The organism is Endozoicomonas sp. ALD068, assembly GCF_049310145.1.
GTDB lineage: Bacteria > Pseudomonadota > Gammaproteobacteria > Pseudomonadales > Endozoicomonadaceae > Endozoicomonas_A.
On sequence record NZ_JBLYNU010000004.1, the window covers coordinates 2,648,067 to 2,661,260 of the forward strand.

The window sequence follows — 13,194 nt, forward strand, 5'->3', positions numbered from 1 at the left end:
GATGCGTTTTTATTTTCCTGCCGCCACTTTTTGGGAGGACGTAAGGTTAAGAGGGCGTTTGTAGGGCTCTAATCCTGAACTTGCAGTCTGTCTGATGAAAAACTGACATTGTTCATTCGACATCATTTACAACACCCACTCAAGACAGCGACAGAAGACACCTTCCATTAACATCTGCGGGTTAAGATTTCCCCCTTCGAGTAGTGACTGTCTTTGCGACATCAACCACTCCCTCTCCTGCAGAAGTGCTTTGGCATCGCTTTTTCGAGCCAGATACTCGAGCATTTTCAACTGGTCGCGATTTCGAAGGTCTGAAGGGTCGCCGTTTAAACCCAGCTTAACGGCATCATCGAGCCAACCAATGATCCAGCTGATCGTAAGAGTCAAATCTGCTGACTGCCAGTTTTTTGCCAATTCAACAGGGGTTAGCTTTCCCTTGAAAAGTCCTTTTATGCCATCAGCCAGGGCTTCTCTTTTTTCAAGGAGTCCCTGATCGGCAAATCGTTTGGCCTCCAAAGGCGAGTTAGCGGTGAGATCCAACAATTGCGATACCAGACTTGAGTCTTCCAGCTGCAAAGCTAACCATTGCTCCGCTTCTGATCTTTTGGGAGTCGCAAAGTTTAATTGCTGGCAACGACTGCGTATGGTGGGCAACATATCGCCGGAGCGAGCACTGACCAGCAGGAAAATGGTATCTTCTCCCGGCTCTTCGAGACACTTGAGCAGCGCGTTGGCCGCATTGACATTCATCGCCTCTGCCGGACTCAGGATAATCACCCTGCGCCCCCCCTGCTGAGCTGTTTTATGGGCAAACTCGTTCAATTTTCGAATACTGTCAATCCGGATAGGTCGACCGGGATCATCAGGCTCCAGCACTGTAAAATCAGGATGCGTGCCGGCCTTCAGTAGCTCACACTCCTTGCAGTGACCACAAGCCCCTGTCGCCTGAGGATTCATACACAACAGATAAGCCGCTAATGCTTTGGCAAACTGGAGTTTTCCGGTACCTGGCAGACCTCTTAACAAATAGGCATGGGCCAGGTTGTCCGACTGCTGACAGTGAACCATCTGCTCCCACTGAGCGTTTTGCCAAGGAAAAATACTCCAGTCTTTCATTATCGACCTCCCAGTCTTCTCTCAAGCACTTCCAGCAACTGTTGTTGAACACTTTCAAGAGACTGTCCGGCAGCAATCACTTCAAACCGCCCCGGAGACTGCTTTGCCCTTTCCAGATAGGCATTACGAACCCGAATAAAAAAGTCCATTTTTTCTTGCTCAATCCGATCCAGCCTGCCGCCTCGTCCTTTGGCTCTGGCCATACCGGTTTCAGGATCAACATCCAGCAGAATGGTCATGTCCGGACGCAGGGAGCCCTGCACCAGGTTCTCCAACATCTCAACCGGTTGGGTATTCAGACCACGACCGCCCCCCTGATAGGCATAGGTGGCATCGGTAAAGCGATCACAGAGTACGATTTTTCCCGCTTCCAGCCCGGGCAAAATATTATGAAACATATTTTGCGAGCGAGCGGCAAACATCATCAGCAATTCAGTCATATCAGACAAGGGTTCGCCATGATGCCCCAGCAACAGCGAGCGAAGCTCTTCAGCTACCAGGGTACCGCCCGGCTCACGGGTTTCAGTAAATGCCAGCTGATGCTCAGTCATCCAGCTCTTGATAAAATCAACCGCCGTCGTTTTACCCGCACCTTCGCCACCTTCAATCGTCAGGAAAAAACCGGAGGGAGCATTAGCCATTATTGAGTCTCCACAGTCGATCGGTAATCCTCTCGACGCTGTTCGATCTGATACTTTCTGACAGCACGATTATGCTCTGCCAGAGTTTTCGAAAAATAGTGGGTACCGTCACCCTTGGCGACAAAATAGAGTGTTTTGCCATCTTTCGGATGCAAAGCAGCATGAATCGCTTCCCGACCGGCCATGGCAATAGGCGACGGAGGTAATCCTTTTATCAAATAAGTGTTGTATGGAGTGGCTCTGCGAAGCATTTGACGACTAATGTTTCCTTTATAGCTATCACCCAGGCCATAAATCACGGTGGGATCAGTTTGCAGCCTCATACCTTTTTGCAAACGCCTGACAAAAACACCTGCTATTTCACCTCGCTCATAAACGACACCCGTCTCTTTTTCCACCAAAGAAGCCATAATCAGTGCCTCGTAAGGATTTTTGTAAGGGAGTCCTTCGGCACGTTTTCCCCATTCTTCGCCGAGTACTGAATCCATCCGGTTATATGCTCGCCTGAGTATGGATTCAACAGAAGCACCGGACTGGAAGAAATAAGTATCAGGAAAAAACAGACCTTCCGGGTTCAATTCTATTGCCAGACTTTTGTAAAGTGATTGCAACGCCTTGTCGTCCATAGGTGAGGATAGTTTTTCGTGTTGATTCAAGGCAGTCACGACCTCTTCCAGCGTATGACCTTCAACCAGTGTCACGTTGTAGTAGCGCACCTGGCCAGAAGTAAAAATCTTCAGCAACTCCCTGTGACTAATGCCAGCCGGAATCAGATAATCCCCGGCGTGAATCCCGGCGGCAGCCTTCTCTATTCGAGCCAGCAGTACAAAGATTTTCGGGTGTTGAAGCCAGCCCAACTCAGCCAGACTGTCTGCTACAGCAGTCATGGACTCGCCCTGAGAAATAGTAAACTCCAGGTTATCATTACCGTCGGGCGCCATCACAGGTTGATCACCGTACCAACCCAACGCCTCCCAAAACACGACGGCTGTCAGCAACCCTGCAAGACAGAGACCTACCACAACAAACAACAACTTCTTAAGCATTCAAAACTTCCTGAACCTTGTCTCTGAATGTCCGGGTCACACTGCCTACTGACCAGTGTAAATGTCCGCAGGCGATCACCGGCCAGACTCCATTAACGCTGTTACAAACGAATACTTCATCGGCCTTTGCAAGATCTTGCAGGCGATAATCCCCCACCTCTGCTTGAAAACCCCATTGACAGGCCTGCTCCAGAATCAGATCCCTGCAAACCCCTTTGACACCTGATTTGTCGAGAGCGGGCGTCCTCAAGGTTTTACCCGATACCAGGAATAAATTGCTCATGGTTCCTTCTATAAGCCTGTCGTCCATACCCAGCAATAAACCTTCCAGGCATTCGGTACCCTGCCATTCAGAGCGAGCCATGACGTTCTCAAGACGATTAAGGTGTTTAATTCCTGCAAAGACATTATCACCGAGCCTGATTTTACATTGATGCAATCTGACACCTGTGATGGCGGGGTCGTCAGGATAGACCGGAAATGGATGAAAGGAGAGAATCCGACTGGGACGGTCACAACCCTCCGGGTTGTACCCACGACCGCCAGAACCACGGGTCACTATCGCTTTGAGCACTCCTTCCTTCAGATTCTGCTTTTGCAGAAAGTCTCTGACTTCATTTTTAAACGCTTCCAGATCAAAAGGAATACCCAGCACAGCAATACCGTAACAGAGCCTTTTACAATGAAGATCAAAAAGAGTGGGGACCCCGGCCTGAACCCGGATGGTCTCAAAAAGACCATCTCCATAAGCCAGACCTCTGTCGCTGACCAATACTTCAGAAGCTGGCTCTCCATTGACCCAGCTGACAGGATGATGATTATCCAAAGTTTTTAACCCAGTTTCGAGAAAGCCAGAGTCACATTAGTACCCCCGAACCCAAAGGAGTTGGTGAGCACATGCTCCATCTCAATGGATCTGGCTTTTCCGGGCACATAATCCAGATCACAACCTTCACCCGGATTTTCCAGATTAATCGTGGGAGGTGCCATATTATCCTGCAGCGATTTCACTGCAAACACGGCCTCCAACGAACCGGCCGCCCCCAGCAAATGACCGGTCATGGATTTGGTGGAGCTGACGGCAACCTGCCTGGCAGCCTGACCAAAAACAGTGTGCACTGCCCTGGTTTCAGCGATATCACCGGCAGGCGTGGAGGTACCATGGGCATTAATATAGGCCACCTGTTCTGCCTTGAGGCCGGCATCATCCAATGCTGATTGCATGGCCCTGGCGGCTCCACGACCATCTTCAGGTGGTGATGTCATGTGGTAAGCATCACCACTCATTCCTACGCCACTGAGCTCAGCATAAATAGTGGCTCCACGTCGTACAGCATGTTCGTATTCTTCCAACACCACAACACCAGCACCATCACCCAGCACAAAGCCATCGCGATCCTTATCCCATGGGCGGCTGGCCGCTTCAGGCTGGTCATTCCTGGTAGACAGGGCTCTGGCCGCCGCAAAACCAGCCATCCCCAGTGCTGAAGAGGCTTTCTCAGCACCACCGGAGACCATAATGTCAGCATCACCGTAGGCAATGGTTCTGGCAGCCAGAGCAAGGGCATGACTACCCGTTGCACAGGCAGTGGAGGTGGAAAAATTAGGTCCTTGCAAGTTGTAGTGCATGGACAACCAGCCCGCCGCCATATTGATAATAGCCGCTGGTATGAAGAAGGGAGATATACGACGAGGGCCTGACTTCTGAAGCGTATCATAGCTCTGTTCAATAGAAGTGATACCACCAATACCGGAACCAATGACAACACCATAGCGACCAACATTATCGCCTTTCAGCAAATCACTGCCATCAAGCCCTGCATCTTTCATCGCTTCAACAGAAGCCGCCAGTGCGTACTGAATAAAGACATCCATTTTTCGGGCATCTTTAGGGTTGAAGTGATCACCTGCTCGAAAGCCTTTTACTGTACCACAGATACTGACGCTGAATTTCTCAGTATCCAGATGATCGATGGTATGAATACCACTGCGACCAGCCAACACTGACTGCCAGCTCTGATCAACACCCAGACCTACCGGAGATAAAGCTCCAAGCCCTGTTACCACTACCCTTCTGTGCGACAAAACAATTCACTCCTGCATCAGATCTTCTGACTTTCTTTTTTTATACCCGGGCATTGGGGGCGCTGACAATTAATCATCGAGCTCAGCCCTTTCATGAGTCATAAACCAGTTAAGGCCACAGGTTTACAAAAAATCATGCTAAATGATTATGTAAAAATGATGACATTATCTTTGTGTGAGTAGCTTATACCAATCGTGCTTTCTAACTCCCGTGATAAGCACGGAGATTTTTGCCTCAAGACAAGGCTACGATCGTCAACGCAGGATTAAGGCTCAAATCTTCAGCGCAATAGGGAGTTAGAAAGTTCGATTGGCATTATATCCCAGTCAGGTTACTCACTGTAAAAACACAAAAGCCGCACGCATTTTATTGCGTACGGCTTTTTCAGGACACATTTACTCGCATGCAACCCGGACAGAATCAGGAATGAGCGACAACGTAATCAATGGCTTCCTGAACCGTAGTGATCTTTTCAGCTTCCTCGTCCGGAATCTCAGTTTCAAACTCTTCTTCCAGAGCCATTACCAGCTCAACAGTGTCCAGAGAGTCCGCGCCGAGGTCCTCTACGAATGACGCACTGTTGGTGACTTCCTCTGCTTTTACGCCAAGCTGTTCGCAAACGATCTTTTTGACGCGCTCTTCAATGGTACTCATACCTGGTTGTGCTCCTATGGATATTCGGGTGCAGTAGGGCGATTCAAAGCCACCCTGTCTGCGGTCAATTACTATATATAAACGCTTGCGGTAATTTCAAGGACAGGCCTGTTATATTACCGAAAATTTCATCTTTATCGGAGGGGTTTTTGACACGAGTCAAGTGCAAATAACACCAAACACTAGCCCATGTACATCCCACCATTCACGTGAATGGTTTCTCCGGTAATGTAACCGGCTGCGTCACTGGCCAGAAAAGCCACCACACCGGAAATTTCTTCGGGCTGCCCAAGGCGAGCCATAGGCACCTGGGACTGCAAAAAGGTTCTTTGCTCTTCCGGCAACTCACGGGTCATATCGGTATCAATAAAGCCCGGAGCTACTGTATTCACGGAGATCTGGCGAGAGCCAATTTCTCTGGCCAGAGAGCGACTGAAGCCTTCTATTCCGGCCTTGGCCGCCGCATAGTTGGATTGCCCCTGATTGCCCATGGAACCTACCACGGAACTGATGTTGATGATACGACCCCAACGGGCTTTGGTCATGCCTCTCAATACCGCCTTACTCATTCTGTATATGGAGCTCAGGTTAGTATTGACGACATCGTCCCACTCATCATCCTTCATTCTCATCAGGATATTGTCACGAGTAATGCCAGCATTATTAACCAGAATTTGCGGGGCACCAAATTCGGATGTCACTGCTTTTACCACTTCAGTACAGCTTCCAGTCTCAGAGACATTCAAGACCATACCGCAGCCCTTTATTCCCTCAGCCTGCAGCATTTCAGTGATTCTTGCAGCACCCGGGCCGGAAGTAGCGGTACCTACCACTACAGCCCCCTGCTGGCCCAGATCAAAGGCAATGGCCTTGCCAATTCCGCGACTGGCGCCGGTAACCAGAGCCACCTTGCCTTCAAGGTTCGACATAGTTATATCCTGTTGTTCTAGTGCGAAACTACTTCTTCCAAGCGCCTAAAATAAGCACGTTTTTTTCGCTTATAGCTATCAGTCACAGAAGTGCGTACCAGTCAGCCCTGCAGACTTGAATGTAATGCAAGTCCGACAAACTGCCAGATACCGCATACCTGAAAATGACAATCAAGAATGACCTGGCAAATCATCGAAAGAGGATGCCGATTCAAGAGTCAGTACAGGTGACCTGCGCAGAATCCGCTTGTTAAGCCCAGCAAGCACCTTGCCAGCACCACACTCAACAAACCGAGCCACTCCCGCTCCATTCAGATACTGAATCGTCTCCACCCAACGAACAGGACTATAGAGCTGCCTGACCAGGTTTTCACGCATTTTATCCGGCTCTGAACAAGGCTCTGCAGTGACATTCTGAATCACAGCGATTGAAGGTTGGCTCAACTCAACAAGCTCCAGCTCAACAGCCAGCTTCTGTGCCGCTGGCTTCATCAGTGCGCAGTGAGAGGGCACGCTCACAGGCAAAGGCATTGCCTTTCTGGCACCCACCTCCTTAGCCAGATCAACTGCACGGGCCACTGCTTCTTTTTCACCGGCAATAACCACCTGGCCCGGAGAATTAAAGTTAACCGCTTCGACCACACTTCCCCGGGCAGCATTCTGACAGAGTGAAATCACCTGCTGATCTTCAAGTCCGAGGATGGCAGCCATGGCGCCCGTACCGGTCGGAACGGCCTCTTGCATAAAGAGACCACGCTGACGAACAACCCGAACGGCATCGGCAAACTTCATTACCCCCGAACAGACCAGTGCCGAGTACTCCCCCAGACTGTGACCCGCCATAAAGACAGGCTGCTCACCGCCCTTCTCAAGCCAGAGACGCCACAAAGCTACACTGGCAGTGAGCAGTGCTGGCTGGGTATTCTCCGTTTTGTTGAGTTCCTCTGCAGGCCCCTCACTGATCAGCCTCAGCACATCAAACCCGAGCACTCCAGCAGCCTCAGTGAATGTTTGCACGACAACAGGGTCGTCGATATGGTCAGCAAGCATGCCCACCGACTGGGATCCCTGCCCCGGAAAAACAAATGCAAGTAAATCCGTCATTGCTTTGGGTCTAATCCTGATATAGCCAACCTTTGAAAGAAGCACGCCCTTCCCGGCGATTCAGTTCTTCCTGAAAATCCTGACAATTATAGAAAAAGTCGAACCTCAGGTTGGTAAATTTATGTTTACTTCTGAAACAGCCATGCACGCTATGAAATTAATCCATGACTTTTAAGCTCAATGTCTATGTTTGCCGATAGCCTGCAACAAAGCGGACGAGCAGAGACCAGTTGCGAGAAACAAGCCTGTGAACTACCTTTTTTCCTGCCCCTTGCAGACCTGCCGAGACACCCGGGAGAAGCGATAACACCCCGGAGGAACTCACCACCAGGATCATAACATTCTGTAAATTGCTTCAGAAACAGTTTATCTCCCCGCCTGCGCACCGGATGACCAGACTTCAAATCAGGAGAATGACTCAAATGAACTATCTAAAAGGCTTTGCCGGAGAATTTATAGGCACGTTTATCCTTGTGTTATTTGGCTGCGGCTCAGTGGCCGTCACGGTGCTATTTTCTGCCCATGCCGGACTCTTTCAGGTGGCCATGGTCTGGGGACTGGCAGTGATGCTGGCGATTTACGCCACCCGACGTCTTTCCTGCGCGCATCTCAATCCGGCAGTGAGTATTGCTATGGTGATCAGTCGTCGGATGCCTTTGACCTTACTACCCTGCTATCTGATTGCCCAGTTTGCCGGAGCATTTGCGGCAGCCGCCCTGCTTTACCAGCTTTTCTCCAGCTCAATCGTGCAGTATGAATTAGCCCATGACATTGTCCGTGGTTCCGAGTCATCCATAGCCAGTGCAATGATATTCGGTGACTACTACCCCAACCCGATGGCCGGAGAAACAGCCTCTGTTTCCACTACCAATGCTTTTTTTGCTGAGTGTACAGGCACATTCACTCTGGTATTTATGATTCTCGCCCTTACCGAAACCTGCAACACAGGGCGGCCGGATCAGGCTCTGGCCCCGCTATTTATCGGTTTAACCGTTGCCGCCATTATCTCAATTATTGCGCCACTGACCCAGGCAGGACTCAACCCGGCCAGAGATTTATCCCCTCGTCTGTTAGCCTCAATGTCCGGCTGGGCGAGCGCGGCGTTTCCCGATAACCATTATGGCTTTTTGACGGTGTATGTTTTGGGCCCAATTACCGGAGGAATCATGGCCGCTTTGTGTTTCACGGGGATTATTGAACCACTGATGAACAAAGCACCAGCTGAAGAACATGGCAAAAGCAACAAAGCAGCAGCCCCTGACAAATAACAACCCTCTGACTGTCTCTGCCAGCAGCTCCGGGAGGCTGAGCAAGCGAAAAGGGTAGCCAGACAAACAGGCTCTCTCAGAGCAACCGCTCTTCAACCTCTCGGGCAATCCTTGCCGGAACATCATTTTGTGCTTCTTTTACTGCCTGAAGAATCGCTCGATAGAAACCCTCTTCATCGGCCCCACCGTGACTTTTGATGACAACCCCCTGCAAACCGAGCAAACTGGCACCGTTATGCAACACCGGGTCAACCTTGCGATTAAATTCCTTCAGCAGGGGTGATATTAAAAAATAAAGACATCGGTTTAACAGAGAGCGCTGAAAAATAGCCCTCAGGCCATCACGCACCAGGTTCGCAACTCCCTCTCCGGTTTTAAGGGCAACATTACCGACAAAACCATCACAGACAATCACGTCAGCCCGGCCACTGAAAATATCATGCCCTTCAACAAAACCGATATAATCCAGCCCCTGCTGTACCTCAAGCTTTTCCAGCAGCAGATGATGAGCCAGCCTGACCTGCTCGTTCCCCTTCATTTCCTCAGTACCAATATTCAGCAAAGCTACTTTCGGAGACTCCACACCATAAACTGACGAGGCTAACTGAGCCCCCATAATGGCAAACTGGTAGAGATGCATCGAAGTGCAGTCAACATTCGCGCCCATATCCATTAGCAGAGCACTGCCATTAGAGGTAGGCACACTGGCCGCTATTGCCGGACGATCAATACCAGCAAAGGTTTTAAGCACATAGCGCCCCATAGCCATCAGCGCTCCGGTATTACCTGCACTGACACAGGCTTGCGCCTCACCTTTTGAGACTGTCTCAAGCACCTTCCACATAGAGGAATCTTTTTTTCCACGAAGTGCCAGCGAAGGCCTGTCATGCATGGCTACCGTTTTATTGGCATGAATCAGGGTATAACGTGACTGATCAGAAAATTCGATATCGGAAATATAATCTTCCATGAGCTGTCGATCGCCGACAAGCAGAAGATGGAGAGAAGAATAATGCCTGAGCGACCTGACAGCCGCCTGGATACGAGAACGGGGACTATCGTCCCCGCTCATTACATCAAGCGCAACCGTTATTGTTCTATCTTCGTTTGCACCTGATGTCATTTTATCTCATGCCTTTGAAAGACAGCGAAACAGTCACTGTATCACTCCTTTGGGCAAACAGCCTGAGGCTTAATCTTCGCTGCTTTCAACCACTTTCTTGCCACGGTAGAAACCTTCAGCAGAAACATGGTGACGACGATGAGTTTCGCCGGAAGCTGCTTCTACAGACAGCTGAGCAGAAGTCAGACTGTCGTGGGAACGGCGCATATTACGCTTGGAACGGGTTTTACGGTTTTGCTGAACAGCCATGTGTCAACTCTCCTGGGTCGTAGTATCTTTTTTCAATTTGGCCAGAACGCTGAAAGGGTTACTGCTCCTGCGTTCTTTATCTGCCTCAATGGCAGCAGCCTGAGCCTCTTCTTCAGACTCAGTGGTGTAATATTGCTGAGCTGAACAGTCTTCAGGCGGATGATAGGCCACCAGCGGAAGTGCCAGAATCAGCTCTTCCTCGAGAATAGGCAATAATTCTACCGGCTCATCACCGTACATTAGCGGTTCAAAGTCTTCCGGCAGGGCTTTGGCCTGCTCGTCGGTCAGTACCCCCATCAAATGGAGATCAGCTCGCACCGATAGCTTGGCCACATCCAGACAGCGCTGGCAGATCATGCTCAGTTCCGCCTCAACATGCCCTTCCAGCACAACCCGGTTGTTTTCGCTCAATGAAAAGCGAAGGTCAACCTGGACTTCGCCTCTGTCATCAACCAGACTGCTTACCAGCCGGTCGAATTGACTCAGCGCCAGCGAACCTTGAAACTGCCTGCCTTGACGCGCGAATTTACGCGGATCAAAGGTTTTGGGTAATTGTCCGATAGCCATGAGCTCACGGGTTGGTTGTCATAAGCGCGCAATAATAGGGGCAAGAAAAGTCTCTGTCAAAGGGTTTAACCGCTTTAGACTGTTTAAGGCTCAGACATGGGGCCAGCAGACTCCAGAGCAACAAAAACAATAGGTAATTTCCGCCTCTGACACGTCTTATTCTGGCCTTCCGGGTAGTTATCCCTTAACGTTTGGAATGACTGCCAAAAACCTCTATCAATGAAAGCTTTTCCAACCTGAACAACCAAAATTTATGAAAATCATTCTGGCTTCCAGCTCTCCCTATCGAAAATCCTTATTGGCAAGGCTTGACCTCGCGTTTGAATGTCACTCACCTGATATTGATGAAACACCCGTTGCAGGCGAATCCGCAGAAATGCTGACCCAACGACTTGCCAGGAAAAAAGCCGATACGCTCAAAGCTCACTATCCCGAGCATCTGATTATCGCTTCAGACCAGGCAGCACAACTCAACAATATCACTCTTGGAAAGCCCGGAACCGAACAGCAAGCCATAGAGCAACTGCTGAAGTGCAACGGCCAGTCAGTGACCTTCTACACCAGCCTTTGCCTACTCAACACCCAAACTGACCGATATCAGCTTGCTGTAGTGCCTTACACCGTTCATTTCAGAACCCTGAAAAGGGTCGAAGTTGAGAACTATATAAAGAAGGAAAAACCACTGGATTGCGCAGGCAGCTTTAAGTGTGAGGGACTGGGCATCAGCCTTTTTTCCAGAATGGAGGGGAATGACCCAAACAGCCTGATTGGCTTACCCCTGATTCAACTAAACCACATGCTGATCAACGAAGGCATCAATCCTCTGCTTAGTCATTAGTTAAGAATTTAACAATCAAGAAAAAAGTTGACCCGGATCAATACCCTGCGCCATTCCCCGCTCTATCCTGTGGAAAACAAAAACTCAGGAGAATCAATTATGTATATGGACACGGTCGTGGTCGCAGGATTATTGGTGGTTGCAGCCACACTTATTTTTGGTTGTGCGGTAGCGGGCTTCATTATCAACGATAACCGTAAAAACCGGGGCAAATAAGCCCTGGTTCACCAGCTCAAAGTCTTTCGACCGGTTTGAAAAATTCCTGGAATTTACTTAACAGAAAGCTTCTCATCCACTGATGCGCCTGGTTAAACTGCCAATGCTCTGGCCACACCAGTTCAAATGTCAGGGGTGGAGAATCTGACAAAATAGGAAGGAGAACATAATCCTCAAACAGGTCCATTGCCAGGTACTCTACATTGGTGACAATGGTAAATGCGTCATTGGATCGAATCGCCTTCAAGGCAGCTTCGAGGCTTGGCAGCTTCAGCCAGGGGTTCTGTAAAAAGGCATACTGTTCACGCAATCCATTAATATACGGACTGGCGGCAATCACCGCCTGGGTTACAACAAAAGGATACTGGTCCATCTCGGTCAGATCGAGTGTGTCCCGACCACTCATCGGATGCCCCTTGCGCATCAGAACATTAAACGACGCTGAGGCAATCACTTCTTTGCAGAGATTCTCAGTGGTATCAGGAAAAGCAACAATGGCCCCGAGATCTAACTCGCCCGACTCCATTGAGTAAATTGTTTCCTCATTCGGCAGCGACACCGAACTGCTGATACCAGGCGCAACCTGCTTAAGCTCAATCAAAGCCTGAATGAGAAAATTATCAAGAACAACCGAACTTGTCCCTATCCGGAAATGATGTTCACTGGTTGCAGGGTCAAAGCTCTGATTCTCAAACAGGGTCTCAGAGTCTGCCATCAGTTTTGAAACCAGCGGCTGAATCTGACGCGCTTTTTCGGAAAGAAAAATATGATTGCCTTCCCTGACCAGAATGGGGTCATTCAAGGCTTCTCGCAGCTGTGACAAAGTCCTGCTCATAGTGGATTGGGTCACATGCATCTGATCTGCTGCGCGGGTTACACTTCCGGTATCCAGAATTGCCTGTAAAGCGGGCAGCAAACTCATTTTCAGCCGATTACTGGCCATGAGCACAACTCTCTCTGTTAGACATTGAAATGCCCATATCGCAAAAAAGGTTGCCTGGCAGCCTGACGGACGACTCATTCGATGCACTGAAACAAACTGTTTTTACGCTCTATGAAAGCACTTTGTTTTAGCCTCTTTTAATAAAGAGGAGAAGACAAAACCCTTTCAGCAACCCTATTATGCCGGAAACACTTTAAAGACAATAAACCCTGAAAACAAAAAAGCCGGCATCAATGACTCTGGGTTGATGCCGGCAAATACACACAACACATGAACCGGAGTAGACGATTCATGACGATTAGATTACCCACCCCAACTCCTCTCAGCCAGTGAAAGAAATCACTCAGCCCATTGAACTCACCAATAAGTAATTTACACACTAAGCGGCCAACTAGCACATTCGCGATTTCGATA

At 49.5% G+C, this 13,194-nt stretch carries 15 protein-coding genes; 3 read left to right on the top strand and 12 right to left on the bottom strand.

Going from position 1 to position 13,194, the window contains the following annotated elements; translation table 11 throughout:
• Positions 1–126 precede the first annotated feature (126 nt).
• The 8 genes from ACO6V5_RS09115 to fabD form a co-directional block, all read right to left on the bottom strand.
• Positions 127–1,116: a DNA polymerase III subunit delta' gene (locus tag ACO6V5_RS09115; RefSeq protein WP_422133358.1), complete on the bottom strand. Its 990-nt coding sequence runs from the start codon at positions 1,114–1,116 to the stop codon at positions 127–129.
• Complete coding sequence (gene tmk, locus ACO6V5_RS09120) at positions 1,116–1,757, bottom strand: dTMP kinase (protein WP_422133357.1); 642 nt, start codon at positions 1,755–1,757, stop codon at positions 1,116–1,118. Before tmk ends, ACO6V5_RS09115 begins: the two co-directional genes overlap by 1 nt.
• A complete protein-coding gene (gene mltG / locus ACO6V5_RS09125) occupies positions 1,757–2,803 on the bottom strand; it encodes an endolytic transglycosylase MltG (RefSeq protein WP_422133356.1) in 1,047 nt (348 codons plus the stop codon). Before mltG ends, tmk begins: the two co-directional genes overlap by 1 nt.
• Positions 2,796–3,629: an aminodeoxychorismate lyase gene (gene pabC, locus ACO6V5_RS09130; protein ID WP_422133355.1), complete on the bottom strand. Its 834-nt coding sequence runs from the start codon at positions 3,627–3,629 to the stop codon at positions 2,796–2,798. The genes mltG and pabC overlap by 8 nt, the downstream gene beginning before the upstream one ends.
• Before the next feature lie 5 nt (positions 3,630–3,634).
• The gene (gene fabF / locus ACO6V5_RS09135) at positions 3,635–4,888 is read right to left on the bottom strand and encodes a beta-ketoacyl-ACP synthase II (protein ID WP_422133354.1); all 1,254 of its coding nucleotides are present in this window, start codon (positions 4,886–4,888) and stop codon (positions 3,635–3,637) included.
• Between the two features lie 421 nt (positions 4,889–5,309).
• Positions 5,310–5,543, bottom strand: a complete 234-nt coding sequence (acpP, locus tag ACO6V5_RS09140; RefSeq protein WP_034842413.1) for an acyl carrier protein — start codon at positions 5,541–5,543, stop codon at positions 5,310–5,312.
• Between the two features lie 182 nt (positions 5,544–5,725).
• Entirely contained in the window at positions 5,726–6,472 is a 747-nt protein-coding gene (gene fabG / locus ACO6V5_RS09145; protein ID WP_422137727.1) for a 3-oxoacyl-ACP reductase FabG, read from the bottom strand.
• Between the two features lie 171 nt (positions 6,473–6,643).
• Entirely contained in the window at positions 6,644–7,576 is a 933-nt protein-coding gene (gene fabD, locus ACO6V5_RS09150) for an ACP S-malonyltransferase (protein ID WP_422133352.1), read from the bottom strand.
• A 422-nt stretch (positions 7,577–7,998) separates the two neighbouring features.
• Here fabD and ACO6V5_RS09155 point away from each other — a divergent pair, with 422 nt between their 5' ends.
• Positions 7,999–8,844 carry an MIP/aquaporin family protein gene (locus tag ACO6V5_RS09155; RefSeq protein ID WP_422133351.1) on the top strand — a complete coding sequence of 282 codons (846 nt, stop codon included), beginning with the start codon at positions 7,999–8,001 and terminating at the stop codon, positions 8,842–8,844.
• A 76-nt stretch (positions 8,845–8,920) separates the two neighbouring features.
• Here ACO6V5_RS09155 and plsX read toward each other — a convergent pair whose 3' ends face one another.
• The 3 genes from plsX to ACO6V5_RS09170 all read right to left on the bottom strand — a co-directional run bounded on the left by plsX (position 8,921) and on the right by ACO6V5_RS09170 (position 10,783).
• The gene (gene plsX, locus ACO6V5_RS09160) at positions 8,921–9,967 is read right to left on the bottom strand and encodes a phosphate acyltransferase PlsX (protein WP_422410467.1); all 1,047 of its coding nucleotides are present in this window, start codon (positions 9,965–9,967) and stop codon (positions 8,921–8,923) included.
• 69 nt (positions 9,968–10,036) lie between these two features.
• On the bottom strand, positions 10,037–10,216 hold the full coding sequence (gene rpmF / locus ACO6V5_RS09165; protein ID WP_422133349.1) for a 50S ribosomal protein L32: 180 nt from the start codon (positions 10,214–10,216) through the stop codon (positions 10,037–10,039).
• Between the two features lie 3 nt (positions 10,217–10,219).
• The gene (locus ACO6V5_RS09170) at positions 10,220–10,783 is read right to left on the bottom strand and encodes a YceD family protein (RefSeq protein ID WP_422133348.1); all 564 of its coding nucleotides are present in this window, start codon (positions 10,781–10,783) and stop codon (positions 10,220–10,222) included.
• Between the two features lie 253 nt (positions 10,784–11,036).
• On the opposite strand from ACO6V5_RS09170, the gene ACO6V5_RS09175 reads away from it, so the two are divergent.
• Positions 11,037–11,621 carry a Maf family protein gene (locus ACO6V5_RS09175; protein ID WP_422133347.1) on the top strand — a complete coding sequence of 195 codons (585 nt, stop codon included), beginning with the start codon at positions 11,037–11,039 and terminating at the stop codon, positions 11,619–11,621.
• 27 nt (positions 11,622–11,648) lie between these two features.
• On the top strand, positions 11,649–11,837 hold the full coding sequence (gene ccoM, locus ACO6V5_RS09180; protein WP_422410470.1) for a cytochrome c oxidase subunit CcoM: 189 nt from the start codon (positions 11,649–11,651) through the stop codon (positions 11,835–11,837).
• A gap of 16 nt (positions 11,838–11,853) precedes the next feature.
• Here ccoM and ACO6V5_RS09185 read toward each other — a convergent pair whose 3' ends face one another.
• Positions 11,854–12,780: a LysR family transcriptional regulator gene (locus ACO6V5_RS09185; RefSeq protein WP_422410472.1), complete on the bottom strand. Its 927-nt coding sequence runs from the start codon at positions 12,778–12,780 to the stop codon at positions 11,854–11,856.
• Positions 12,781–13,194: the final 414 nt, after the last annotated feature.

Excerpts from the sequence above, each read along its gene's own strand:
- acpP (WP_034842413.1), bottom strand. The coding sequence starts at position 5,543 with ATGAGTACCATTGAAGAGCGCGTCAAAAAGATCGTTTGCGAACAGCTT.
- ACO6V5_RS09170 (WP_422133348.1), bottom strand. The coding sequence starts at position 10,783 with ATGGCTATCGGACAATTACCCAAAACCTTTGATCCGCGTAAATTCGCG.
- tmk (WP_422133357.1), bottom strand. The coding sequence starts at position 1,757 with ATGGCTAATGCTCCCTCCGGTTTTTTCCTGACGATTGAAGGTGGCGAA.
- ACO6V5_RS09155 (WP_422133351.1), top strand. The coding sequence starts at position 7,999 with ATGAACTATCTAAAAGGCTTTGCCGGAGAATTTATAGGCACGTTTATC.
- rpmF (WP_422133349.1), bottom strand. The coding sequence starts at position 10,216 with ATGGCTGTTCAGCAAAACCGTAAAACCCGTTCCAAGCGTAATATGCGC.
- ACO6V5_RS09185 (WP_422410472.1), bottom strand. The coding sequence starts at position 12,780 with ATGGCCAGTAATCGGCTGAAAATGAGTTTGCTGCCCGCTTTACAGGCA.
- mltG (WP_422133356.1), bottom strand. The coding sequence starts at position 2,803 with ATGCTTAAGAAGTTGTTGTTTGTTGTGGTAGGTCTCTGTCTTGCAGGG.
- ACO6V5_RS09175 (WP_422133347.1), top strand. The coding sequence starts at position 11,037 with ATGAAAATCATTCTGGCTTCCAGCTCTCCCTATCGAAAATCCTTATTG.
- fabG (WP_422137727.1), bottom strand. The coding sequence starts at position 6,472 with ATGTCGAACCTTGAAGGCAAGGTGGCTCTGGTTACCGGCGCCAGTCGC.
- fabD (WP_422133352.1), bottom strand. The coding sequence starts at position 7,576 with ATGACGGATTTACTTGCATTTGTTTTTCCGGGGCAGGGATCCCAGTCG.
- plsX (WP_422410467.1), bottom strand. The coding sequence starts at position 9,967 with ATGACATCAGGTGCAAACGAAGATAGAACAATAACGGTTGCGCTTGAT.
- ACO6V5_RS09115 (WP_422133358.1), bottom strand. The coding sequence starts at position 1,116 with ATGAAAGACTGGAGTATTTTTCCTTGGCAAAACGCTCAGTGGGAGCAG.